This is a genomic window from Oceanicola sp. D3, from assembly GCF_006351965.1.
Lineage (GTDB): Bacteria > Pseudomonadota > Alphaproteobacteria > Rhodobacterales > Rhodobacteraceae > Vannielia.
Genome location: NZ_CP040932.1, coordinates 1581219 through 1603699, shown reverse-complemented (window position 1 = coordinate 1603699; position 22481 = coordinate 1581219). Strand labels below are relative to the sequence as shown.

General features: G+C 64.2%; 17 protein-coding genes. 6 read left to right on the top strand and 11 right to left on the bottom strand.

What is annotated here, in order from left to right:
* Positions 1-134: 134 nt before the first annotated feature.
* From der to FHY55_RS08145, 3 genes are all read right to left on the bottom strand, one after another.
* Positions 135-1592, bottom strand: a complete 1458-nt coding sequence (der, locus tag FHY55_RS08155; RefSeq protein WP_140013712.1) for a ribosome biogenesis GTPase Der — start codon at positions 1590-1592, stop codon at positions 135-137.
* 51 nt (positions 1593-1643) lie between these two features.
* Positions 1644-2975: a PQQ-like beta-propeller repeat protein gene (locus FHY55_RS08150; protein ID WP_254695458.1), complete on the bottom strand. Its 1332-nt coding sequence runs from the start codon at positions 2973-2975 to the stop codon at positions 1644-1646.
* A 70-nt stretch (positions 2976-3045) separates the two neighbouring features.
* Positions 3046-3699, bottom strand: a complete 654-nt coding sequence (locus tag FHY55_RS08145) for a hypothetical protein (RefSeq protein WP_140013711.1) — start codon at positions 3697-3699, stop codon at positions 3046-3048.
* Positions 3700-3992: 293 nt separating this feature from the next.
* Here FHY55_RS08145 and FHY55_RS08140 point away from each other — a divergent pair, with 293 nt between their 5' ends.
* Both FHY55_RS08140 and FHY55_RS08135 read left to right on the top strand, forming a co-directional pair.
* Positions 3993-5249 carry an efflux RND transporter periplasmic adaptor subunit gene (locus tag FHY55_RS08140; RefSeq protein ID WP_140013710.1) on the top strand — a complete coding sequence of 419 codons (1257 nt, stop codon included), beginning with the start codon at positions 3993-3995 and terminating at the stop codon, positions 5247-5249.
* Positions 5246-9052: an efflux RND transporter permease subunit gene (locus FHY55_RS08135; RefSeq protein ID WP_140013709.1), complete on the top strand. Its 3807-nt coding sequence runs from the start codon at positions 5246-5248 to the stop codon at positions 9050-9052. The genes FHY55_RS08140 and FHY55_RS08135 overlap by 4 nt, the downstream gene beginning before the upstream one ends.
* A 94-nt stretch (positions 9053-9146) precedes the next feature.
* Here FHY55_RS08135 and FHY55_RS08130 read toward each other — a convergent pair whose 3' ends face one another.
* Together FHY55_RS08130 and FHY55_RS08125 are read right to left on the bottom strand one after the other, a co-directional pair.
* A complete protein-coding gene (locus FHY55_RS08130) occupies positions 9147-10949 on the bottom strand; it encodes an ABC transporter ATP-binding protein/permease (RefSeq protein ID WP_140013708.1) in 1803 nt (600 codons plus the stop codon).
* Between the two features lie 92 nt (positions 10950-11041).
* Positions 11042-12706 (bottom strand): LysM peptidoglycan-binding domain-containing protein, encoded by a 1665-nt coding sequence (locus tag FHY55_RS08125; protein WP_168222958.1) that lies wholly within the window; start codon positions 12704-12706, stop codon positions 11042-11044.
* 134 nt (positions 12707-12840) lie between these two features.
* On the opposite strand from FHY55_RS08125, the gene FHY55_RS08120 reads away from it, so the two are divergent.
* Positions 12841-13389, top strand: a complete 549-nt coding sequence (locus FHY55_RS08120) for a TIGR00730 family Rossman fold protein (protein WP_140013706.1) — start codon at positions 12841-12843, stop codon at positions 13387-13389.
* Here the strand turns inward: FHY55_RS08120 and FHY55_RS08115 are convergent.
* The 3 genes from FHY55_RS08115 to FHY55_RS08105 all read right to left on the bottom strand — a co-directional run bounded on the left by FHY55_RS08115 (position 13386) and on the right by FHY55_RS08105 (position 14781).
* Positions 13386-13841, bottom strand: coding sequence for a host attachment family protein (locus FHY55_RS08115; RefSeq protein ID WP_140013705.1), 456 nt, complete (start codon positions 13839-13841; stop codon positions 13386-13388). The two genes, FHY55_RS08120 and FHY55_RS08115, sit on opposite strands and share 4 nt — an antisense overlap.
* On the bottom strand, positions 13838-14044 hold the full coding sequence (locus FHY55_RS08110) for a hypothetical protein (protein WP_140013704.1): 207 nt from the start codon (positions 14042-14044) through the stop codon (positions 13838-13840). Before FHY55_RS08110 ends, FHY55_RS08115 begins: the two co-directional genes overlap by 4 nt.
* Before the next feature lie 137 nt (positions 14045-14181).
* Complete coding sequence (locus FHY55_RS08105; RefSeq protein ID WP_140013703.1) at positions 14182-14781, bottom strand: superoxide dismutase; 600 nt, start codon at positions 14779-14781, stop codon at positions 14182-14184.
* A gap of 301 nt (positions 14782-15082) precedes the next feature.
* Between FHY55_RS08105 and FHY55_RS08100 the strand changes: the two genes are divergently transcribed.
* From FHY55_RS08100 to FHY55_RS08090, 3 genes are read left to right on the top strand one after another with little or no spacing between them, the layout of a single operon-like run.
* A complete protein-coding gene (locus FHY55_RS08100) occupies positions 15083-16603 on the top strand; it encodes a glycosyltransferase family 2 protein (protein ID WP_254695457.1) in 1521 nt (506 codons plus the stop codon).
* 20 nt (positions 16604-16623) lie between these two features.
* Entirely contained in the window at positions 16624-17703 is a 1080-nt protein-coding gene (locus FHY55_RS08095; RefSeq protein WP_254695456.1) for a glycosyltransferase family 2 protein, read from the top strand.
* Positions 17700-18530: a sulfotransferase domain-containing protein gene (locus FHY55_RS08090; protein ID WP_140013701.1), complete on the top strand. Its 831-nt coding sequence runs from the start codon at positions 17700-17702 to the stop codon at positions 18528-18530. Before FHY55_RS08095 ends, FHY55_RS08090 begins: the two co-directional genes overlap by 4 nt.
* Here FHY55_RS08090 and FHY55_RS08085 read toward each other — a convergent pair.
* Genes FHY55_RS08085 through FHY55_RS08075 form a run of 3 tightly spaced genes read right to left on the bottom strand, consistent with a single transcriptional unit; the run spans position 18506 to position 22399 of the window.
* A complete protein-coding gene (locus tag FHY55_RS08085) occupies positions 18506-19081 on the bottom strand; it encodes a sarcosine oxidase subunit gamma (protein WP_140013700.1) in 576 nt (191 codons plus the stop codon). The two genes, FHY55_RS08090 and FHY55_RS08085, sit on opposite strands and share 25 nt — an antisense overlap.
* Complete coding sequence (locus FHY55_RS08080) at positions 19074-22085, bottom strand: sarcosine oxidase subunit alpha family protein (protein WP_140013699.1); 3012 nt, start codon at positions 22083-22085, stop codon at positions 19074-19076. Before FHY55_RS08080 ends, FHY55_RS08085 begins: the two co-directional genes overlap by 8 nt.
* On the bottom strand, positions 22082-22399 hold the full coding sequence (locus FHY55_RS08075) for a sarcosine oxidase subunit delta (protein ID WP_140013698.1): 318 nt from the start codon (positions 22397-22399) through the stop codon (positions 22082-22084). The genes FHY55_RS08080 and FHY55_RS08075 overlap by 4 nt, the downstream gene beginning before the upstream one ends.
* Positions 22400-22481 lie beyond the last annotated feature (82 nt).

Below are 22481 nucleotides of genomic sequence, written 5' to 3'. Positions count from 1 at the left end.
GGAGGCCGCGCATCATGAGAGAGTGCGGCGGGTTAACCGCCCATTCTGTGCAAATAAGCCTATGTATGGGCTGTGCATAGGATGTGCATGGGTTGTGGGTCGCGGTATCATATGCCGCGTTAACCCTCTAACCCTCAGTCCCCAAACGATTTCTTGCCCAAGTGCTTCCGCAGCCGCGATGGCGTGGATTTGGTCTTGTTCTTGTAGGGGTTCGCGTCGCCCTGACCGCGGAAATACAGCCGGATCGGCGTGCCGGGCATGTCAAAGTCTTCGCGCAACCCGTTGACAAGATAGCGCTTGTAGCTCTCCGGCAGCTTGTCGGGATGCGAGCACATCACCACAAACCCCGGTGGCCGCGTCTTGGCCTGTGTCATATAGCGCAGCCGAATGCGCCGTCCCCCCGGAGCGGGCGGCGGATGCTGCTCCAACATATTGATAAGCCAGTCATTTAGCTTGGCCGTGGTGATCCGGCGGTTCCAAACCTCATGGGCCTTCACCACCGCCTGTTGCAGCCGGTCCAGCCCCCGGCCCGTCTTGGCCGAAACCGTCACCAGAGGGGCGCCCTTGAGCTGTGGCAGCAGCTTTTCAAACGCCACCCGCAAGCCCTTGAGCTTGGCCTGCTTTTCCGGCTCCAAGTCCCACTTGTTGACGGCCACCACCACGGCGCGGCCCTCGCGCTCGGCAAGGTCGGCAATGCGCAGATCTTGCTGCTCAAAGGGGATGGCCGCATCGAGCAGAACCACCACCACCTCGGCAAATTTCACCGCCCGGAGCCCATCGGAAACCGAGAGTTTTTCCAGCTTTTCCTGCACCTTGGCGCGTTTGCGCATCCCGGCGGTGTCAAACAGCCGGGTCGGGATTCCGTCCCAATCCAGCGCCAGTGAAATCGAGTCGCGGGTGATCCCGGCTTCGGGGCCGGTGAGCAGGCGGTCCTCGCCGATGATCGCATTGATCAGCGTCGATTTCCCGGCATTCGGGCGGCCCACAACGGCAACCTGAAGCGGCTTTTTCTTTGTCGGCGCCCAAGCCTCTGCCTCTTCGCCCTCTTCCACCGACACCTCGGTTTCGGGGCTCTCATCCGGCTTGTTAAGCGAAATTTCATCAACAACTGGCATCAAGGCTGCCAGGAGGTCTGACATGCCTTCACCATGTTCGGCACTCAGCCCAATAGGGTCGCCCAGCCCGAGGCCCCAGGCCTCGATCATGCCGCCCTCGCCCGCGCGGCCTTCGGCCTTGTTGCAGCCGAGGAGCACATGGGCGTTCTTGCGGCGCAGGATGTCGGCAAAGATTTCGTCGGTCGGCGTCACCCCGGTGCGCGCGTCGATCAGGAACAGGCAAACGTCGGCCATTTCCACCGCGCGCTCGGTGAGGCGGCGCATCCGGCCCTGCAGGCTCTCGTCGGTCGCTTCTTCCAGCCCGGCGGTGTCGATGACGGTAAAGCGCAGGTCGCCCAGCCGTGCCTCGCCCTCGCGCAGGTCACGCGTCACCCCTGGCTGGTCATCGACCAGCGCCAGCCGCTTGCCGACCAAGCGGTTGAAAAGAGTTGATTTTCCAACGTTGGGGCGTCCAACGATGGCGAGTGTGAAGCTCATGTTAATGGTCCGGTCCGAAGCGATAAGAGCGCCTCATACACCGCTTTCAGCTCAACGGAAAGCCACCAGTTGGCCCCGGGAGTTGACCACATAGAGCGTGCCCGCCACCACGATCGGGTTGGAACTGGCCCCACCGGGCAGCTCGACGGCAGAGACAAGCGCGCCCGACGTCGGCTCAAAGCTTCGCAGCAGCCCGTCATCGGAGGCCACCCGCAGCAGCCCTCCAGCCAGAACCGGGCCGTAATGGGCAAACACCGCCTTGCGACGCCGTGACTTTTTCTTGGTGTAGGCTGGCAGCTTGACCGACCAGATCGTTTTGCCGGTGGCAGCATCGAGCCGCAGCAACTGGCTGGCGTCCGACACCATGAACACCGATCCGCCCGCAGGCCAGACCGGCGAATAGGCCCCGTTGAGCGAGGTCCAGCGCCGCTCACCGCTGTTGATATCCAGCGCCACGGTGCGCCCGGACTGCGTGCCGATATACACCGTATCGCCCGCCACAACCGGATCGCCGGTCACGTCGGCATAGCCGGTATAGGCCCGCCCGCGCCGCTCGCCGGCGATGTTCTCGGACCATGTGCGCAGGCCTGATTGCTTCAGCGCGCCCATCACCTCGGCCGAGCCGAAGGGGAAGATCACATGCCGCGCAGAAAGCGCAGGCCCGGCCCCGCCGACCATCACCGAAGGCGTTGGCGTGCCCGGCATTTCCCATTTGAGCCGCCCGTTGGAGGCATCGACGGCCACCGCGCGGCTGTCGCGGCTGACAACGTAAACCGTGCCGCCCGAAACAGTGGGCGTGCCCTGCACCGGCCCGTCAAACTTTTGCCGCCAGCGCAGCCCGCCCGTGGCGGTGTCGAGGGCCAGCAACTCGCCGTAACCCGTTGCCACGTAAAGCGTATTTCCAGCAAGCGCGAGGCCGCCGCCCGAGGCATCCTGCGTGCGGTCGCGCGCCGGGGTCACATCGGTTGCCCAGATCAGCTCGCCCTGCGTCGAGACGGCAGAAACCTGCGCCCGGCTGTCCATCGTGAAGATGCGCCCGCCCGCGGCCACCGGGTCGGCGGTGATCCGGGCCTTGCGGCTGTCACCCTGACCGATGTCGGTGCGCCAGATCGCCTGCACGCTGCGCGCCAGTGCCGGATGCTGAATGCGGTGTTGCGGGGTGCCGTTGCGATGGGTCCACGCGCCGTGGTTCACCGGGCGGGGCAGCGAGATCGGGGCCGCGCCGCGATAGATCGGGGCCGTGGTGCCGCCAAGGTCATCAACGCCCACCGCCTCGCGCACGCCAATCCGCTTGCCCGGCAGAGGTTGGTCGCCTCCGGTACAGGCGGCGAGCAGGGCCACGATGGCACCCGTGGTGATCCACTTTGTTGCTGCTGCTCTCACGGCCTGCCTTCCTTGCCCGGTCTTCCCTTCGACACGCCGCGCGGGACTGGCCCGTTTGGCGCGGGGCGGATCAGCCCTCCCCGGGCTTTCCTCCCAATGCCACAATCACTTGCAGGAGGCGCTCTTGCAAGCCCCGGCTCAAGCCATCCTCCTCCACCAGCGCCTCTGCGGCCGCCAGAGCCCCTGCCCGGTCGTCGGCCTCGATCAGCGCGTAAACCTGCTGCTCGCGGGCCAGTCGGGCCAGCGGCGAGGCCGAACCGGCAAGCCGCTCCAGCTGTGCGCCGCGGGTCTCGGCGTCCATTGCATCCGGGCCCAGCATCACTGCCTTGAGCGCCGCCAGGTCACGCCATGGCTGCGGCAGGCTGGCGTCATCGGCAACGGTCAGCAGCATGTCGGCAGCGGCCTGCGGGTCTTCCCCGGCCTGTGCCTCTGCGGCCTGAAGCAGCTCGATGACGGCGGCAAATTCACCCGTGGCCTCCACATCGCCCAGCGCGGCCAAACGGGCTTCGCCCTCTTCGGCCTCCAGCGCCGCCAGCACGGCATCGCCCCGCGCTTCGGCTGCTGCCCGCTCGGAGGAGCGCTGCCACTCAAACCAAGCCGCGCCGCCCACCAGCACCACGATCACCACAACCGGGATCCAGCCATAGCGGCGCATCAGCGCAAACAGCCTGTCGCGCCGCAGCTCTTCGGTGACTTCCTCGATGAAGCTCTCGCTCTCGCTCATCTGCCTGCCTTCTGTCGTGCCAGCGGGGTCTCACGCCCCGCAAGATCGGTGCTTCTTACCCGGAAATGAGGCCAGATGCCAAGGGCATTGCAGCACCGCCGCTCCGGCGCGGGCCGGGGTTTGTCAGCAGGGCCCGGGGAGGCTGCAACTCTGGCTTGCGCGGGTGAGGCATTGCCTCTAAACTAAACCAAACGGTTCAGGACTTATCGGCCCCGAATTGGCCACCTTTGTTCTGCACCAGCGAAGTGTTGGTTGGGGCGCAATGCGCCCCATTGTTGCAAGGAAGCTCGGCCATGCGGCTGTTTTCGATCCTCATCGCGCTCTGCGTTGCAGCGGTGCTCTACCTCGTGATCATGCAGCGCGACCTGCTGCTGTCTTTCGCCGGCGGCGGAGATGACGCGCCCCCGGTTGAGCAGACCGAGGCAGAAGCAGAGCCGCGCTCGGTCGAGGCCGATGGCACCGGCGCAGGTGAAGCGCGAGTGGTGTCCGTCTTGGCGATCGAAAGCGAGGCGCGCGAGATCGACAGCGCCGTTGTCATCCGGGGCCGCACCGAAGCTGCGCGGCAGGTGGTTGTGCGGGCCGAAACTTCGGGCCAGATCATCTCGGAGCCGCTGCGCAAAGGGGCCTTCGTCGACGCCGGGCAGATGCTCTGCGAGATCGACCCGGGCACCCGCGAAACCCAGCTTGCCCAAGCCCGTGCCCAGCTTGCCTCTGCCCGCGCCGGGATTCCGGAAGCCGAAGCCCGCGTGGCCGAGGCACGGGCCGCGCTGGAAGAGGCCGAGATCAACGACCGAGCCGCAAGCCAGCTCTCGGAAGGCGGCTATGCTTCTGACACCCGCGTGGCAGCCACGCGCGCCGGCGTCTCCTCGGCCAAGGCCGCCGTGCAGGCCGCGCAATCGGGCGTAGAAGGGGCCAAGAGCCAGGTGCAAACCGCCGAAGCCGCCGTGGCCGCCGCCGAAAAAGAGATCGAGCGGCTCACCATCACAGCCCCCTTCTCCGGCCTGCTGGAAAGTGACAGCGCCGAGCTTGGCATGTTGCTTCAGGCCGGGTCCGACTGTGCCACCATCCTGCAGCTCGATCCGATCAAGCTGGTGGGCTTCCTCCCCGAAAATGAGGTGGATCGGGTTGAAACCGGCGCACAAGCCGGGGCGCGGCTGGCAACTGGCGATGAGGTCACGGGCAAGGTCACTTTCCTGTCCCGCTCCGCCGATGCCTCCACCCGCACCTTCCGCATCGAAGTGCAGGTGCCCAATCCCGACCTTGCAATCCGCGATGGCCAGACGGTGGAGATTGCCGTGTCCGCCGATGGGGCCAAGGCGCATCTGCTGCCGCAATCCTCGCTGACGCTGGATGACGACGGTGCCCTTGGGGTGCGCTGGGTGGATGACGAAAGCACCGCCCGTTTTGCCCCCGTGATCGTGCTGCGTGATACGGTGGACGGCGTTTGGGTCACCGGCCTGCCCGACCAGGTCAAGGTGATCACCCGCGGGCAGGAGTATGTTGTTGACGGTGTGCCGGTGAAGGTCACCCTCGAGGAGCTGACCCAATGACAGGCATTGTCGATTGGGCCGCCGCCCGCGCCCGGATGATCCTCGCCTTCGTGGCGATGTCGATCCTCGTGGGTTGGGCGACCTATCTGAGCCTGCCCAAGGAAGGCGAGCCGGATATCGAGATTCCGGCTGTTTTCGTGTCCGTCCCCTTCCCCGGGATTTCGGCGGCGGATGCCGAAAAGATGCTTGTGAAACCGATGGAAACCGAGCTTTCAGACCTCGACGGGCTGAAGACCATGACGGGCGTGGCCACCGAGGGCTATGCCAACGTGGTGCTGGAGTTCGAGTTTGGCTGGGACAAGTCCGCCACGCTGGCCGATGTGCGCGCCGCAATGAACACGGCCGGGGCGAATTTTCCCGATGGGGCAGATAATTACACCATCGGCGAGATCAACTTTTCCGAATTTCCGATCATCATCGTCAACCTCACCGGCGCCCTGCCAGAGCGCACGCTGGTGAAGGTGGCGAAAGACTTGCAGGATAGCCTCGAAGGGCTGGAGCCGGTGCTGGAGGCCACACTGGCCGGGCACCGCGACGAGATGCTCGAAGTGGTGATCGACCCGCTGAAGCTGGAAAGCTACAACGTCACCGCCGCCGAGCTGATCAACGTGGTGGTGAACAACAACCAGCTCATCGCTGCCGGCGAGGTGGAAACCCCCGGCGGCACCTTCTCGGTGAAGATTCCCGCCAGCTTCGAGAGCAGCCAAGACGTGCTGCAACTGCCGGTAAAGGTGAACGGCGACAGCATCGTCACCCTAGGCGACCTTGCCGACATTCGCCTGACCTTCGAAGACCGCTCCGGCACCGCCCGCTTCAACGGGGTCAACACGGTGGCGCTGCAGGTTTCCAAGAAGAAGGGCTACAACATCATCGACACCGCCGCCGCGATCCGCGAGGTGGTGGAGGCCGAGCGCGCCAAATGGCCGCCCGAGCTGCGCGATGCTATTCAGGTGGGCACCTCCAACGACCAGAGCCGGGTGGTGAAGTCGATGGTCAGCCAGCTTGAGGGCTCGGTGATGACGGCAATCGCGCTGGTGGCCATTGTCGTGCTGGCCGCGCTCGGCATCCGCCCCGCCATCCTTGTCGGCATCGCGATTCCGATCAGCTTTCTGCTGTGCTTCATCTTCCTGTCGATCATGGGCATCACCGTGTCCAACATCGTGATGTTCGGCCTGATCCTCGCGGTGGGCATGCTGGTGGACGGTGCCATCGTGGTGGTGGAATACGCCGACAAACGAATACGCGACGGCGTGGGGCCGATGCACGCCTATGTCGAGGCCGCCAAGCGGATGTTCTGGCCCATCGTCAGCTCCACCGCGACCACGCTCTGCGCTTTCCTGCCCATGCTCTTCTGGCCCGGTGTGGCCGGGCAGTTCATGGGGATGCTGCCCGTCACCCTGATCTTCGTCTTGTCTGCCTCGTTGCTGGTGGCGCTGGTCTACCTGCCGGTTCTCGGCGGCGTCTCGGGCCGGATGAGCCGGACGTTCCACAACGCCTCCGAGGCACTGCGCCGCTTCCCGTGGTGGGTGCGCGCGCTGCTGGTGGTGCCCTCGCTCTACCTGCTCTTCATTGCCGCGCTGCAATGCATCAACCCGGGCTATCTCTTCGGCGGCACCTCGCCCCTGCCCGGCGCGGCAGCCGTGGTGCCGGGGCTTTTGCTCTTCATCACCGCAGCCTTCCTGTCGACCATCACGCTTGACGCCGCCCGGCTGGAGCGCCGCGCCAAACGGGTGCAAGCCGGGCACCGCCGTTCGCCCTTTGGCTGGCTCATCACCGCGATCGCGGGCAACCCGATCATGCCGCTCGTCACCGTGGGCGCGGTGGGTTTCTTCGTTTTCTCGACGTTCATCTATTACGGCGCCAACAACAACGGCGTCGATTTCTTTGTCGAGAGCGAGCCGGAGCAGGCCATTGTTTATGTCCGAGCGCGCGGCAACCTCTCGCTGGAAGAGAAGGACGAGATGGTGCGCGAGGTCGAAGAGGCCATGGCGCATATCCCCGGCATCGAAAGCGCGTTTTCCTTTGCCGGTGAGGGTGGGCTGAACTCCAACACCGGCGGCAGCCAGTCGCCGCTGGATACGGTGGGCCAGATCCAGCTGGAGCTGATCCCCTGGGAGGACCGGCCCGAATACGCCCGCACCCATGATGTACCGCTGGCCGAGCTTGATGGCGACGTGATCCTTGAGAGGATCGAAGAGGCGGTGCTGGAAATTCCCGGCATCCAGCCGGAAATTCTCAACCTCGCCATGGGTCCGGGCGCGGGCAAGCCGATTCACCTGCGGCTCTCGGGCGATAACTTCGCGGCGCTGGAAGAGTCTGTTGCCACGGTGCGCAGCTACCTTGGCGACATGCCCGGCGTCATCGACCTTGAAGACACCACTCCCCTGCCCGGCATCGACTGGCAGATCGACGTGGATGTGGAAAAGGCCGGGCGCTACGGCGCTGATGTGGCCACAGTGGGCGCGATGGTGCAGCTTGTCACCCGCGGCATCCTGCTCGACACAATGCGCGTGGACAGCTCGGATGAGGAAATCGAAATCCGCGTGCGGCTTCCCTATGAAGACCGGGTGCTTTCCACGCTGGACGAGTTGAAGGTCCGCACCCCGGACGGGCAGGTGCCGCTCTCCAATTTCATCACCCGCAAGCCGGTGCCCAAGATCGGCCGGATCGACCGGGTGGACCAGCGCCGCATCTACGACGTGAAAGCCGATGTAGCCCCGGGCCTGTCCAAACTCGTGGGGGAGGATGGTGCCCTTCTGGCCGTCATGCCCACCGAAGAGGCCCGCGCCGCCGCAGAAGGCAGCGGTGAGTTCAGCGGTGCATCGGTTGTGGCCGTCAACGCCAACGAGCGCATCGGCGTGATCACCGAGTGGCTCACCGGCGAGCAAAGCCCCCTGCCCACCGGCATCGACTGGGAATGGACCGGCGATCAGGAAGACCAGGAAGAGAGCGGCCAGTTTCTGATGAGTGCCTTCGGCATGGCGCTTGGTATGATGTTCATCATCCTGCTGGCGCAGTTCAACAGCTTCTACAACGCGGTGCTGGTGCTTCTGGCCGTGGTTCTTTCAACCGCCGGTGTGCTTTGGGGCATGCTGCTGCTTGGCCAGCCGTTCTCGATCATCATGACCGGCACCGGCATCGTCGCGCTGGCGGGGATCGTGGTGAACAACAACATCGTCTTGATCGACACCTATCAGGAGTATTCCGCCTACATGCCCCGGCTCGAAGCGGTGATCCGCACCGCCGAGGCCCGGCTGCGCCCGGTTCTGCTGACGACCATCACCACAATGGCGGGCCTGACCCCGATGATGCTTGGCCTTTCGCTGGATTTCATCAACGGCGGCTACTCGCTCGACAGCCCCACCGCGCTTTGGTGGAAACAGCTCGCCACGGCGGTTGTGTTTGGCCTCGGCACGGCCACCGTGCTGACGCTGGTCTTCACGCCGTCCATGCTGGCCCTGCGTATCTGGGCCTCCAAGGGGGCCTACGTGGGCCTGCGCAGCATCGGCAAGGTCGCCCTTGGGCGCTCCAGCCGGGTGGCGCGTGACGCAGCGCTGAGCCGCGCGGCGAAGAAGGTGAAACGCCCCGAGATCATCTGGTCGGAAGAGGAAATGCCGGAAGAGACTGTCGAAGCCGAGGCGGTGCCGGAGGCTCAGGTGGTCCCTGAGGAAAGAGCGCCGGAGGCCAATCGAGCGGCTCCAGAGGCCACCGACAAGGCCGAGGACACGGGCGAGGACACGGGCGACGGTGCCGAGAAGGATGAGGACAAGCCCGGCGGATCCCACATCCGCGCGGCGGAGTAGGCCCCACTCACGGCTGCCACTCGAATGTGTCGCCCGCGGCTCTGCCCCTGCGAAGAGGGGCCGAGCCGAAGGCGAGCGCGGCGATGAGCCGCCCTCAGGCGGCCTCTTCGCGTTGTTGTTGTGACCAGAGGGCGGCGTATTTTCCGCCCCGCGCCAGAAGCTCGGTGTGGCTTCCTCGCTCCACCACCTCGCCCGCATCCAGCACGATGATCTCATCGGCTCCGGCCACGGTCGAGAGCCTGTGCGCGATGGTCAGCACCGTGCGCCCTTCCGCCGCCCGAGCCAGCGCGCCCTGAATCTGCTGCTCGGTCTCGGTATCCAGCGCCGAGGTCGCCTCGTCCAGCAGCAAGATCGGCGGGTTCTTCAGCATCGTGCGGGCAATCCCGACCCGCTGCTTCTCACCGCCCGAAAGCTTCAGCCCGCGCTCACCAACCGCCGTGTCATAGCCCTGCGGCAGGCTCTCGATGAAGGCATGGATACGCGCCGATTTGGCGACTTCGACGATCTCCTCAAAGCTCGCATCAGGTCGCCCATAGGCGATGTTGTAGCGGATCGAGTCGTTGAACAGCACGGTATCCTGCGGCACCACGCCGATGGCATCGTGCAGACTTTCCTGCGTCACCTCCCGAATGTCCTGCCCGTCGATCCTGATCGCGCCGCCCGTCACATCATAGAAGCGGAACAGGAGCCGCCCGATGGTGCTTTTGCCCGCCCCGGAGGCCCCGACAATGGCAAGGCTGCCGCCCGCAGGCACCGCAAAGCTGACGCCCTTCAGAATACCCCGCTCGGAATCGTAGCCAAAGCGCACATCATCAAAGCGCACCTCCGCCCCCGCCACCTGAAGGGCCCCTGCCCCTTCTGCATCCGTCACCTCGGCGGGCTGGCCCAACAGGGTGAACATCTCGCCCATATCGGTCAGCGCCTGCCGGATCTCGCGGTAGACCGAGCCGAGGAAGTTCAGCGGCACGGTGATCTGGATCATATAGGCGTTGACCATGACGAAATCGCCCACCGTCAGGCTGCCATTCTGCACGCCCATGGCCGCCATCACCATCACCGCCACCAGCCCGCCGGTGATCAGAACCGACTGGCCGAAGTTGAGGAAGCCGAGCGAATAGTTGGTGCGGATCGCCGCATCCTCATAGCCCGCCATCGCCGCATCATAACGCGATGCCTCCCGCCGCTCGGCCCCGAAGTATTTGACGGTTTCGAAGTTCAGCAGGCTGTCGATCGCCTTCTGGTTGGCGTCGGTGTCGCTGTCGTTCATCTGCTTGCGGATCCGCACGCGCCATTCGGTGACCTTGAAGGTGAAGGCGACGTAGAGCGCGATGGTGACGACCAGCACGCCGAGGTAGCGCATGTCGAAGACCCAGGCCAGCACCACGCAGACCATCACCAGCTCAAGGATCAGCGGGCCGATGGAAAACAGCATGAACCGCAGCAAGAATTCCACGCCCTTCACGCCGCGCTCGATGATCCGGCTCAGCCCGCCCGTGCGGCGGGTGATGTGGTAGCGCATCGAAAGCGCATGGATGTGGTTGAAGGTTTCCAGCGCCAGCCGCCGCAGCGCCCGCTGGCCGACGCGGGCGAAGAACGCATCGCGCAGCTGTTGGAAGCCCACGGTGAGCAGCCGGGCCATGCCATAGGCCACCGTCAGCGCAACCGCCGTCAGCCCGATCAGCAGGCCGGTGGAGGGCGTATCGCCCGCCAGTTGGTCCACCGCCGCCTTGTAAAAGAAGGGCGTGGCCACCGAAATCAGCTTGGACACCAGCAGCGCGGCGAGCGAGAGCACCACCTGTGCCTTCAGGCCCGGGTGCCCATCTGGCCAGAGATAGGGCAGAACGCGTTGGATGATGCCCCAGTTGGAGCCGGGGTCTTTTCGGGTTGGCTCGGCCATGGGCCTGGCGCACCTCTCAGGATCGTGAATGTTGCGGCGAACCTAAGGCGCTGTGCGGCGGCGTCCAGTGCGATCACGCCGCAGGGCAGCTTTCAATCCGGCAGATCGAAGATCTGGCCCGGATAAATCAGGTCCGGGTCGCGGATCTGGCCCCGGTTTGCTTCGAGCACCTTGTGATAGTCCATGCCGTCGCCGTAGCGGTCAGAGGCGATGGCCCAGAGCGAATAGCCCGGTTGCACGGTGATGACCGAAACGGCGAGCCCCTCGGCATCTGTCGGCGCGGGCGCGTTGCGGGCAAGTGCCGCCTCGCTTTCCCGCAGGAAGGGCGTCTCAAACCGTCCTGTTACCTTGCCGTTTTGCGCCAATTGGTCGACCCGCAGCGTGTAGGTGCCCGGGGTCACGCCGCTCAACTCGGCGGTCCATGTGCCATCGGTATCAAGCGGCGCCACGGCGACCGGGTCGTTATCGAGGTAGATCCGCAGGTCTGACGGCCCGCCGGTGCCCCGGCCCGAAAGGGTGACCGCGCCTTCACGGTAGCCGATGGTCTCAACCCGCAGCGGCACTTCTGCAGCCGTGGCGCTGGGTTGAAGCACCCGCAGCCCCTCGCCACTGGCCACCAGAAGCTGTGCGCCCTCGCCGGAGACAGCGGGGGCAGCAGCGCGGGCGGTTTTTGTGGCAGGCAGCGGCTCGGCTGCGGCGGTTTCCGGGGTTTCAGCCGAGGGGAGTTGTGGCGATGTGGCGGGCTCGCCGGGGCCGGTGACGGGCGCATTGCCTGGGTTGGCAGCCGTGGTGGCGGGCGCATCGGGCGTCGCGGGGCCCTCTGCGGGCCCTTCCGGCGCAGCTTCGGCCGCCTGCGGCGCATCGGCTTCGCCCGGCTCAGAAGACGGCTCCGCTGCCGCTTCGCTTTCCTCACCTGCCGGGCTGGCCGCGGCAGAGGCGATGGCAGGCGCATCGTCCATGTCCGGCGGCGTGGGGGCTTCGGGCGGGGAGGGTTGGGCCTCGGTTTCTGCGGGCGGGGTCTCGGCCAGTGACGCGGGCGCGCTATCTTCTCCGAGAGAGGCGGTTTCAAGCGGCGCGTCGCTTGGCTGTTCGTCGGCATTCGCCACGGTGACGGCAGGCGCAACAATCACACTGGCTTCCGATCGCCGCTCGCCCGCCTCGCCCTTGGCGAGAAGCGTCAGCACGCGCGGCACATCGCCGGGCTGGATGTTGGTGAGTGCTACGAAGGCCCCCGAGGCGTCGGCTGTTGCATCTGCGATGGGCGCGCCGTCGAGCAGGAGCCACACGGCATCGCCCGGCGCGGCATTGCCCGCAATGACCGCCGCGCCACCGGGTTCGATGCGGACGAGGTCAAAGCTGGGCAGGCGCGCCTCGCCCTGCGGCGGCGCATCACCAGCCGGTGTGCTCTGTGCCGCTTGGGCCTCGTCCATGGCATCGCTGGCTGCCGGGTCTGGTGGGCTTGCGGGCGCGGGCGTCTCTGCTGCTTGCTCCGGTTCGTCGGCAGCGCGCGGCTCGGGTGCGCCTTGCAGCTCCTCTGCCGCTCCGCTGCCAGCGACCGTTCCGCCCTTTTCTTCGGTGCTGCCCGCTTCAGCCTCAACAGCCCCGCTCGCATCCTCACCTGAGGACACTTCGGCACCCGGCTCCGCCTCCGGAGCAACACCGCCCTGCCACAGCCACAGGCCCGCACCGGCCAGCGCAAGCGCGCCCGCCGTCAAGCCGCCCCGCAGCACGGGGGAGAGGGAATTCCAAGCCGACATTGCCCTTCCTCGATAATGCCTCACCGCGCCAACTCTTGGCCCGGGTTGAGCAAGCATAGCCATGCCGCTATCACCGGTCAAAGCAAGCCGCCGAGATGACGGCTCTTTTCAGCATCAACCTCCGGAGCCCCGCCATGACAGCCCCCCTCTCCCTCTGTGTCTACTGCGGCTCGCGCGATGGCGCAGACCCGACCTATGCCGAAGCCGCCGAAGCGCTTGGAACGGCGATTGCAGACCACGGCTGGCGGCTGGTCTACGGCGCGGGCGATGTTGGGCTGATGGGGCGCGTGGCGCGAAAGGCGCAGGCCGGCGGGGCCGAAACCTTCGGGGTGATCCCCACCCACCTGCTGCAACGCGAGGTGGGCAAGCGCGATCTGACCAGCTTCATCGTCACCGAAACCATGCATGAGCGCAAAAAGGTGATGTTCATGAACGCCGATGCGGTGGCGGTTTTGCCCGGTGGCGCAGGCTCGCTGGATGAGCTTTTCGAGGTGCTGACATGGCGGCAGCTCGGGCTGCACGCCAAACCGATCTTTTTGCTGAACACCAACGGTTACTGGTCAAAACTGACCGATCTGATCGAGCATGTCGTCGCCAGCGGTTTTGCCGGCGACGACATTTTGGGCTTCTTCAAGACGGTGGACACGGTTGAAGAGCTGACCGAGGCACTGGAAGCGATTTAAGCCGCTTCCATCTCGCCCTTCACGATCTGCTCGATCTCTTCGACCGGGTGGTTCGTGAGGGTCTTGGGCACCTCGAAGATCACCTTGTCGGCCACTTCCTTGTGCAACTCCTTGCGCAGCGCACCAAGCACCTGCGGCGCACAGGCCAGCACGATGCGATCAAACTCGCCCTTGTGCGCTTTCTGGTAGAGCAACTCAGCGAGGTCGTGGGCAAAGCGCTCCTTCGCCAACTCGTGCCAATCGGTATCATCGAGCGCCGAGCGCTGGCCCTGCCCGGTGTCGGGCATCCGGCCGGGGCGATTTGCCCCCTGTTCGCGGTCGGAGGGGTTATCTTGGCTCTCCTTGCCCGACACCACCAGATACGGGTCTTCTCCGTCGGTAATGTTGTGCAAGAACAGCGCCTTCTCGCTGTCGGCGACCATCACCCAGGTGCCTTGGCTCAGCCCGCTCATTGGTCGGCCTCCTCTTCTTCCATGGATTTGGTGACACGCGTTGCGCCAGCGGGGCGCTCGTTTGCTCGCTTGAGTTCGTCCTTGCTGCCGACCTGACGGGCCAGCCTGCCGCCCTCGCGGCCACCGTGGGAGATTTCGCCTTCGGCACCCATGATCTTGTCGGTGTCGCGGCTCATGTCGTTGGATCGTTTGCGTTCTGCCATCCTGTGGTCCTCCTTTGAAAGATCAACGGATGGGTGGCCGCGCGGGTTCCGGCAAAAAGAAAGGCGCGACACCCGGTTAGAGCATCGCGCCTATTGGCTTTGTCACATGGCGGCGCGGGGTGCGCCGCCCGCCGGGATCACATCCGCGAGGCGACGTTTTCCCAGTTCACCAGCTTGTCGAGGAAGTTGCTGAGGTAGGCCGGGCGCTTGTTGCGGAAGTCGATGTAGTAGCTGTGCTCCCAGACGTCGCAGCCGAGCAGCGCGGTCTGGCCGAAGCAGAGCGGGTTCACGCCGTTTTCGGTTTTGGTCACCTTCAGGCCGCCATCGGTGTCTTTCACCAGCCAGCACCATCCCGAGCCGAACTGGCCCGCACCAGCGGCGGAGAATTCTTCTTTGAACTTGTCGACCGAACCGAAGCTCTCGGTGATCGCCTTTTCCAGCTCGCCGGGCATGGCGCTCTCGCCGGGGCCCATCATCTCCCAGAACTGGTTGTGATTCCAAAACTGCGAGGCGTTGTTGAAGATGCCGTTCTGGGCGACGGCGGAGGCATCATAGGTGCCTTTGATGATCTCTTCGACCGATTTGCCTTCCCACTCGGTGCCAGCAATCGCCTTGTTGCCGTTGTCGACATAGGCCTTGTGGTGAATGTCGTGGTGATACTCGAGCGTTTCCTTGGACATGCCAAGATCGGCGAGCGCATCGTGGGCATAGGGAAGATCGGGGAGTTCGAAAGCCATGGGAGGTTCCTCTCTGTCTGTTTGATTTCGTTACCGGGATAAAGAGTGCGCAGGCAGGCGAGGTCAAGGGTGGCAAAGAGCATACCGGCGGCAAAACGCTGTGGCGGCTGCGCAATTATTGTCGCCGATCAAGCAACGAAGCGGCCCAGAGGGGTGACTTCATTGCCCGGTTGCGTATGGTGGCACCGAACCGGCCGGGCGTGCCGGAGCAGAGCGTGACCCGGCCATTGAACGGGCGTTAACCCGCCACCGCTAGGCTCCCGCCAGGGGCTGCGGGTGCGAGGCAGATACAAGGCAGATCATGAACGACCAGAGCGCTCCCGCCGGTGAGGCGGACCAGACAGCGACAAAGGCAACCTACACCATCCTGTCGATGATGAAGGACGAGGGCCATTGCGTGCTCGAATGGGTGGCCTACCACCACCATATCGGCTTCGATAACATCTGCGTCTACACCAACAACTGCAACGACGGCACCGACGAAATCCTGATGCGGCTCGAAGAGATGGGCTATTGCCATCACTTCGAAAACGTTGTGCCCGAGGGCAAGAAACCACAGCCCAACGCACTCTCGCTGGCTCAGAAAAACCCCCAGATCCTCAATTCCGAGTGGATCATGGTGATGGATGCCGATGAGTTCGTTTCTATCAAATGCGGGCGAGGCAAGGTCTCGGACCTGATCGAGAACATTCCCGAGGATGCCGACGCCATCAACATCACCTGGCGGTTCTTCGGCTGCAACGACATCACCGAATGGAACCCCGGCCTCGTCACCGAGAGCTACACCCGCGCGGCGCCTGACCGGTTCCGCAAGGGCTGGGGCCTGAAAACCATGTTCAAGCCCTTCGAGGAGATGAAGTTTGGCATCCACCGCCCGCACATGAAGGGGGCCAAGCGCCTGCCCGAGCGGGCGCAGGAAATGCTGAAATACAAGTGGGTTAACGGCTCTGGCGAATATGTGCCAAGCGAGTTCAACCTTGCCGGTTGGCGCAGCTCAGGCCCGACGCTGGGCTACAATCTGGTTGAGCTCAATCACTACGGCGTCAAGAGCTACGAGGCCTATCTGCTGCGGCGGATGCGCGGCAATGTGAACAACAAGGCCGACAAGTATAACGCCGCCTATTTCTCGATCTTCGACCGCAACGAGATAGAGGCCACCAACGCCACCCGCCACGCCCGCGCCACCCGGCGGCTGATGAACGAGTTCCTGCAGGACGACAAGCTGCGCGCGTTGCAGGAGAAGGCACTGGAATATCACGCCCAGCGGGTTGAGGCACTTCGCGCGACCGGCGAATACGAAGCATGGCTCGAAGAGCTCAAACGCGCCTCTGCGCAGCCGATCGACAAGCTCGACGAGGTGCTCTTTACCCAGCACCTGCCCAAGCTCTGGCAGCAGAAGGTCCGCGAGATGCAGGAGGCCGGCGTGCCCGACCGCGAGATCGCCAAGATCGTCGCCGGCTCCAAACAGGCCAAGCTGCGCGCCAAGACAGAGCGGGCCGCCGCCATGGCCGCCGCCGAGGGCAAGACCACCGACGCCGGTGAGGATGTTGATGACCGGCTTGGCGATGAAGAGGTGATGCCCGCCGACATCGCAGCGGTGATCGAACAGAAGATCGCGGAAGGCTACGCCGAAATGGCCGCGCTCAAAAAAGCCGCCCCGCCCCTGCTGAAGGGAAATGCGCCCCCAAAGCCCCACCGCCCCGGGTCGGCGACCAAGAGCGCCGAGGCCGGGGCGACACCGCCAGCCAGCCAGAAACGCAAGAAGATTCGCATAAAAATCGCGGGGAACGTTCCGCAGAAGATCAGGTCATCCGCCGAATGAGATACGCGCCCAAACGCAAAATGGTCCTCACGACCATGAAGAACGAAGGCCCCTACCTGCTGGAGTGGATCGCCTACCACCGGCTGATCGGCTTCAACGAGTTCACCATTTTCTCCAACGATTGCACCGATGGCACCAATCTGATGCTCAATCGGCTCGATCAGATGGGGCTGGTGCGCCACTTCGACAATCCGCTCGGGCCAAGGATGGACCCGCAACGCGCCGCCTATTCCCGCGCGAACAAGCAAAAAGAAGTGAAAACCGCCGATTGGGTGCTGGTGATCGACGCCGATGAATTCTTGAACATTCACTGCGGTGACCGCAGCGTGGACGCGCTGATCGAGGCCTGCACGCCGGGGGCTGACGCGATCAGCCTCAACTGGAGGTTCATGGGCTCCGCAGGCCTTGCCGAGTGGGATCCCGAGGCGCTGGTGACGGAGCGTTTTGACCGCGCGTGCAGCATCGACGAGCCCGAGAGCGGCCTTGTCTGGGGCTTCAAGACACTGTGCAAACCCGACCGTTTCGACTTTTTCGGCGTCCACCGCCCCAAGTTCGACAAACGCACCGAGGTGTTGCCCGGCATGCGCTGTTGGTCCAACGGCAACGGACAGCGGATGCCCGATGACATCCTCCACAAGGGGTGGCGCTCCAACAAGCATACCGTTGGCTACGAGCTTGCGCAGATCAACCACTACGCGGTGAAGAGCCGTCAGGAATTCTTGCTCAAACGCCTGCGCGGCACGGCAAACTCCAAGAACAAGGACCGGATCGACCTTGATTACTTCACCCGGCTCGATCTGAACGCCCATGAGGACAAGTCGATTGTCACCGAGGGCGTGCGCGAGATCGTAAACGAGATGCTGGCCGACGATGATCTGGCCGCGCTGCACCGCGCCTGCCTTGAAACCTGTCGCCGCGCCATCGCCTACCAGATGCAGGACGAAAGGCTCGCCAAGTTCGTGGAAACTGGCGAAATGCCCGAAGAGCCGGAAGAGGAAACCAGAGAAGAGCGCAAGGCCCGAAAGGCCCGCGAAAAGGCCGAGGCTGAAGCGGCGACCGATCTGGAAAAAAAGGACAATCCGCCGGAGGCCGCCGAATGACCCAACCTCGCATTCTCTGCTTCGGCAGCCACCACAAGACCGGCACCATCTGGATGCGCGGCGTCTCAAAGGCGATCCGCGATGACCAGAATATCCCCTTCCTGCTGTGCTACCGCGCCGAGCGGCTGGCAGACATCGTGCCCGAGGGGCCGCAGATTATCGTCAACTGGAACTCCAGCTTCCCGCAGGAGCTTTTTGACATGGAGGAAGCGCGGTTTTTGCACATCATCCGCGACCCGCGCGACGTGCTGCTTTCGGGGATGCGCTACCACCGGATTGCACCGCTTGCGCGTGAGAAATTTCTGCGCATCCCGCGGCCCAAATGGGGTGGGATGAACTATCAGGACAAGCTGAATTCGTTGGACAATGACCACGAGCGGCTGATCTTCGAGATGGAAAACCGGCACCACCGGACGTTGCAGGAGATGCTGGACTGGCCCTACGATCATCCCAATGTGGTCGATCTGCGCTATGAAGACCTGATCAGCGATGAGGACTGCGTGATCTTCCGCGCCGCGATGGAGCGGATGGGCGTGGCGGGCATTGATGTGGACCGGGCCGTCAAAAGCTTTTGGGACAAAAGCCTTTTTGGCGGGCTGAAGAAGGAAGAGGACCGCACCGACAGGGTCGCCCTGCATGTCACCTCGGGCACGGGCAGCAAGAAGCAATGGCAAAACGCCCTGCCCCGGTCGATCGCCAAGATTTACGCCGAACGCTACAGCGATGCGTTGGCCAAACTTGGCTACGCGGAAGACGACAGCTGGGTTGATCTATGCCCTGAAGATGAGGCGCTGGCCGAAGCTCAGGAAGACGTGGGCGCGAAGTAACCCAGCTCGCTGCCCGGCTCGGCGGCCTTGCTCAACAAATCAAACATGTAGCCCGCCACGGACCGGAAACAGACCACCGTGGCGCGGCTCTCGTTTTCCAGCCAGAAGGCCGCTGCGACCTGCCCGATATGGCTGCGGCGAAACTCGCCATGGGGCAGTGCCTCGGGCGAGAGGTTGGCGGGGCAAAGTTTGGCGAGAAGGTCGCGGATGCCCGGCCCTTCCAGCGTGAACACCGCCCGCGCATCGGAGACGTCTGCGGCGAGAAAGTGCTTGCCCGCCAACGCCTTGCGCACCGCTTGGAGGGCTTCGCCACTCTGAGTGTATTCGCAGAAGAGCAACAGCTCATCCGGGGAGGCCCAGGCTGCACCGCCGCCAAGCCCGCCCTCGATGCGGCGTTGGGCAGGCACCCCCTGCCCCACGGCGGCCTTCACCGCGTCGGCAAGCTCGGCATGGTCGCCGCGCAGGGTGAGCATGCCATGTGCGCCCGCATCCTCAACGGTCACGTAACCTTGGTAAACAGCGCCGCCGAGGGCGCTTCGCGGGTCAGACATTCTGCTTCTCCCCGTCCTTGTCATAGAACACCGGATCGACGATTTTCGCCTCTACGCTGCTGCCATCAACCTTGCTGAACTTCAGCACCTCGCCCATCCGGTCAGGCCCGTGCAGCACCAGCCCAATGGCGATGCCACGGCCCAGCGTGGGCGAGTGGTAGGTAGAGGTTACGCGGCCCTGCGTGTTTTGCTGGCCGTTGTCGTTGGTGCCCTCAGCCAGCGCATATGCGCCATCGGGCAGCACCGAGCCATCCACGGTTTCAAGCCCCACGAGCTTCCACCGCTCGGCGCTTGCCATATGCACGCGCTCTTGTGCCCGTTTGCCGAGAAAATCCCCTTTCTTCTTCGAGATTGCCCAGGAAAGGTTAAGATCCTGTGGAATGACGGTGCCATCCGTCTCGTCGCCAATCATGATGAAGCCCTTCTCGGCCCGCATCACATGCAGCGCCTCGGTGCCGTAGGGCGTGATGTTCCACTCCGCCCCGGCCTCGACGATCTTTTCCCAAAGCTTCAGCCCGTGCCCCGCCGGCACGGCGATCTCGTAGCTGAGTTCACCCGAGAAGCTGATGCGAAAAACCCGCACCGGCAGCCCGGCCAGCTCGCCATCGGCGTGTTCCATGAAAGCCAGCGCCTCTTTGGACAGATCCATGCCGCCAAGTTTTTCCAGCAATTTCCGGGCGTTGGGGCCGACCACGGCAATCTGCGCGTATTGTTCGGTGAGGTTGGCGGTATAAACCTTCCAATCCCACCACTCGCATTGCAGCCAGTCTTCCATATGGGCGTGGATGTGATCGGCGCCGCCAGAGGTGGTGTGGACGAGGAAGCTGTTTTCATCCAGCCGGGCCACCACGCCATCGTCCATCAGGAAGCCGTTTTCGTTGCACATCAGCCCGTAGCGGCACTTGCCCGGCTTCAGCGTGCTCATCATGTTGGTGTAGAGCATGTCGAGGAACTTGCCCGCATCAGGGCCGGTGACGAGGATTTTGCCCAGCGTGCTGGCGTCCAGAAGCCCGAGCGAATCCCGGGTGTTACGGATCTCCCTTGAGACGGCGGCCTCGCGGCTCTCGCCCGGTTTCATGTAGCAATAGGGCCGCCGCCACTGGCCGACCGGCTCCCAATCGGCACCGTTGGCCTCGTGCCAGCTGTGCATCGGCGTTTTTCTGAGCGGTTGGAAGGTGTTACCCGTCCCCGGCCCGGCGATGACACCCATGGATATGGGCGTGTAAGGCGGGCGGAAGGTTGTGGTGCCGGTTTGTGGGATCGGCTGGTTCAGCGCACCGGAAAGAACGGCGAGGCCGTTGATGTTGCTCAATTTTCCCTGATCCGTGGCCATCCCGAGGGTGGTGTAGCGCTTGGTGTGCTCGACGGATTGGTAGCCCTCTTGCGCCGCAAGCTCGACATCGGAGACTTTAACGTCGTTCTGGAAGTCCAACCACATCTTGGATTTTTTCGCCCGGCTCGCGCCCTGTGGCATGACCCAGACAGGGGCCATCTTAGCTTCTTCGACTCCGGTGGCAGACGGGCGCCAGGCCTCTACCGGATGGCCAAGATCAGCGAGGGCGGAAACTGCGTTTTTCGACGCGTCTTCAAGAACTTGCTCGGTCAGCATCGCGCCGGAGGCGATGCCGGCGGTGCGGACGTATTGCGCGCCGTCATCACTGGTCGGGAAGCGGGCCACATCGGGATAGAAGTGAAAATTATCCTCTGACCACAACAGCTTACCGCCGCAATGGCTCCAGAGGTGCACCACAGGGGACCAGCCGCCGGACATGGCGACAGCTTCGCAGGGGATGGTCTCCAGCACGGCGCCCTCGCCCGCTTGGGCGCAAATATCTACGGATTTCAGAGCCTTGCCCTTCATTCCGACCCCGGCGATGGCCTTGCCGGTTTCTACCCTGATTCCCGCCTCGCGGCAGGCTTGCGGCAGCGGGCCGTCTGCGGTGGGGCGGGCGTCGATGATGCAGGGCACGGTGAGGCCGGAGTCGTTAACCGCCAGAGCGGTGCGATAGGCGTCGTCATTGTTGGTGACAACAACCACCCGGTCGCCGGGAGAGACGCCGTAGTTGACGATGTAGTCGCGCAGGGCGGAGGCCAGCATCACGCCGGGGCGGTCATTGCCGGAGAAGCTGAGCGGCCGCTCCAACGCGCCGGTGGCGGTGATGATCTGGCTCGCCCGAATGCGCCAGAGGCGGTGCCGGGGGCCTGCCGCGCCGGGCATATGATCGGTGCAGCGCTCATAGGCGAGCGCATAGCCGTGGTCGTAGACGCCGGAGCCCATGCAGCGGTTGCGCAGGGTGACATTGTGCGCGGCCTCAAGGGTTTCGACGGCACGGTTGACCCACGCCTGCGCCGGTTCGCCCTCGATCTCTGCCCCATCAACAGGGGCACGCCCGCCCCAATGGGCCTCCTGCTCCAGCAGCAGCACGTTGGCCCCGGTCTTGGCCGCTGTCAGCGCGGCCTGAAGCCCGGCGATGCCACCGCCTACGATCAGCAGATCGGTATGGACGAAGGCGTGCTCATATCGGTCCGGATCGCCCGGGTTGGAGGGTTTGCCGAGGCCTGCGGACTTGCGAATGAAGGGCTCGAACAGGTGCTTCCATGCGGCGCGGGGATGGATGAAGGTCTTGTAATAAAAGCCTGCGGGCAGGAAGCGCGAAAGGGCGGCGTTGACCGCGCCGACATCGTAATCCAGCGAGGGCCAGTGGTTTTGGCTGATCGCGGTGAGCCCGTCGAAAAGCTCGGTGGTGGTGGCGCGTTGATTGGGCTCAAACCGCCCGCCCTCGCCCAGCCCGACGAGCGCGTTGGGCTCCTCTGCGCCGGAAGCCACCACGCCGCGCGGGCGGTGGTATTTGAAGCTGCGGCCCATCACCAGCTGACCATTGGCCAGCAGGGCTGCGGCAAGGCTATCCCCTTGGAACCCTTGCATGTTCCGCCCATTGAAGCGGAAGGAGACGGGCTTGGAGCGGTCGATCAGGCGACCGCCGGTGGAAAGACGGGTGCTCATGCCTGCCACTCCGGAAACTTGGCGCGAATTTTCTCGATGATCTCTGCGGGCGGCTCTTGGGTTTGCGCCGGGTAGGTGCCGAACACTTCCAGCGTGGCGGTATGGCGCGCGGCGAGAAACCACTTGCCGCAGCCCATTGCATGACGCCAGCGCTCAAGGTGCACGCCCTTGGGGTTTTTGCGCAGGAAGAGGTAGCCCTCGAAATCCTCGTCAGAGGCCCCAGGGCCGTAGCGCTTGAGATGGGCTTCGCCGCCAGCAGTCAGCTCGGTTTCGCTGGCCTCGATACCGCAGTAGGGGCAGGTGAATTTCAGCATCGGCGTTAACCCTGATTGGGGAGAGTGTTGGAAAGGTTAATCGCCGGCTTGAGGGCGAAAATCGGGACAGCCACATCCCGTG

Excerpts from the sequence above, each read along its gene's own strand:
- FHY55_RS08080 (WP_140013699.1), bottom strand. The coding sequence starts at position 22,085 with ATGAGCACCCGTCTTTCCACCGGCGGTCGCCTGATCGACCGCTCCAAG.
- FHY55_RS08130 (WP_140013708.1), bottom strand. The coding sequence starts at position 10,949 with ATGGCCGAGCCAACCCGAAAAGACCCCGGCTCCAACTGGGGCATCATC.
- FHY55_RS08085 (WP_140013700.1), bottom strand. The coding sequence starts at position 19,081 with ATGTCTGACCCGCGAAGCGCCCTCGGCGGCGCTGTTTACCAAGGTTAC.
- FHY55_RS08095 (WP_254695456.1), top strand. The coding sequence starts at position 16,624 with ATGGTCCTCACGACCATGAAGAACGAAGGCCCCTACCTGCTGGAGTGG.
- der (WP_140013712.1), bottom strand. The coding sequence starts at position 1,592 with ATGAGCTTCACACTCGCCATCGTTGGACGCCCCAACGTTGGAAAATCA.
- FHY55_RS08110 (WP_140013704.1), bottom strand. The coding sequence starts at position 14,044 with ATGGCAGAACGCAAACGATCCAACGACATGAGCCGCGACACCGACAAG.
- FHY55_RS08115 (WP_140013705.1), bottom strand. The coding sequence starts at position 13,841 with ATGAGCGGGCTGAGCCAAGGCACCTGGGTGATGGTCGCCGACAGCGAG.
- FHY55_RS08135 (WP_140013709.1), top strand. The coding sequence starts at position 5,246 with ATGACAGGCATTGTCGATTGGGCCGCCGCCCGCGCCCGGATGATCCTC.
- FHY55_RS08075 (WP_140013698.1), bottom strand. The coding sequence starts at position 22,399 with ATGCTGAAATTCACCTGCCCCTACTGCGGTATCGAGGCCAGCGAAACC.
- FHY55_RS08100 (WP_254695457.1), top strand. The coding sequence starts at position 15,083 with ATGAACGACCAGAGCGCTCCCGCCGGTGAGGCGGACCAGACAGCGACA.
- FHY55_RS08125 (WP_168222958.1), bottom strand. The coding sequence starts at position 12,706 with ATGTCGGCTTGGAATTCCCTCTCCCCCGTGCTGCGGGGCGGCTTGACG.
- FHY55_RS08120 (WP_140013706.1), top strand. The coding sequence starts at position 12,841 with ATGACAGCCCCCCTCTCCCTCTGTGTCTACTGCGGCTCGCGCGATGGC.
- FHY55_RS08140 (WP_140013710.1), top strand. The coding sequence starts at position 3,993 with ATGCGGCTGTTTTCGATCCTCATCGCGCTCTGCGTTGCAGCGGTGCTC.
- FHY55_RS08145 (WP_140013711.1), bottom strand. The coding sequence starts at position 3,699 with ATGAGCGAGAGCGAGAGCTTCATCGAGGAAGTCACCGAAGAGCTGCGG.
- FHY55_RS08090 (WP_140013701.1), top strand. The coding sequence starts at position 17,700 with ATGACCCAACCTCGCATTCTCTGCTTCGGCAGCCACCACAAGACCGGC.
- FHY55_RS08105 (WP_140013703.1), bottom strand. The coding sequence starts at position 14,781 with ATGGCTTTCGAACTCCCCGATCTTCCCTATGCCCACGATGCGCTCGCC.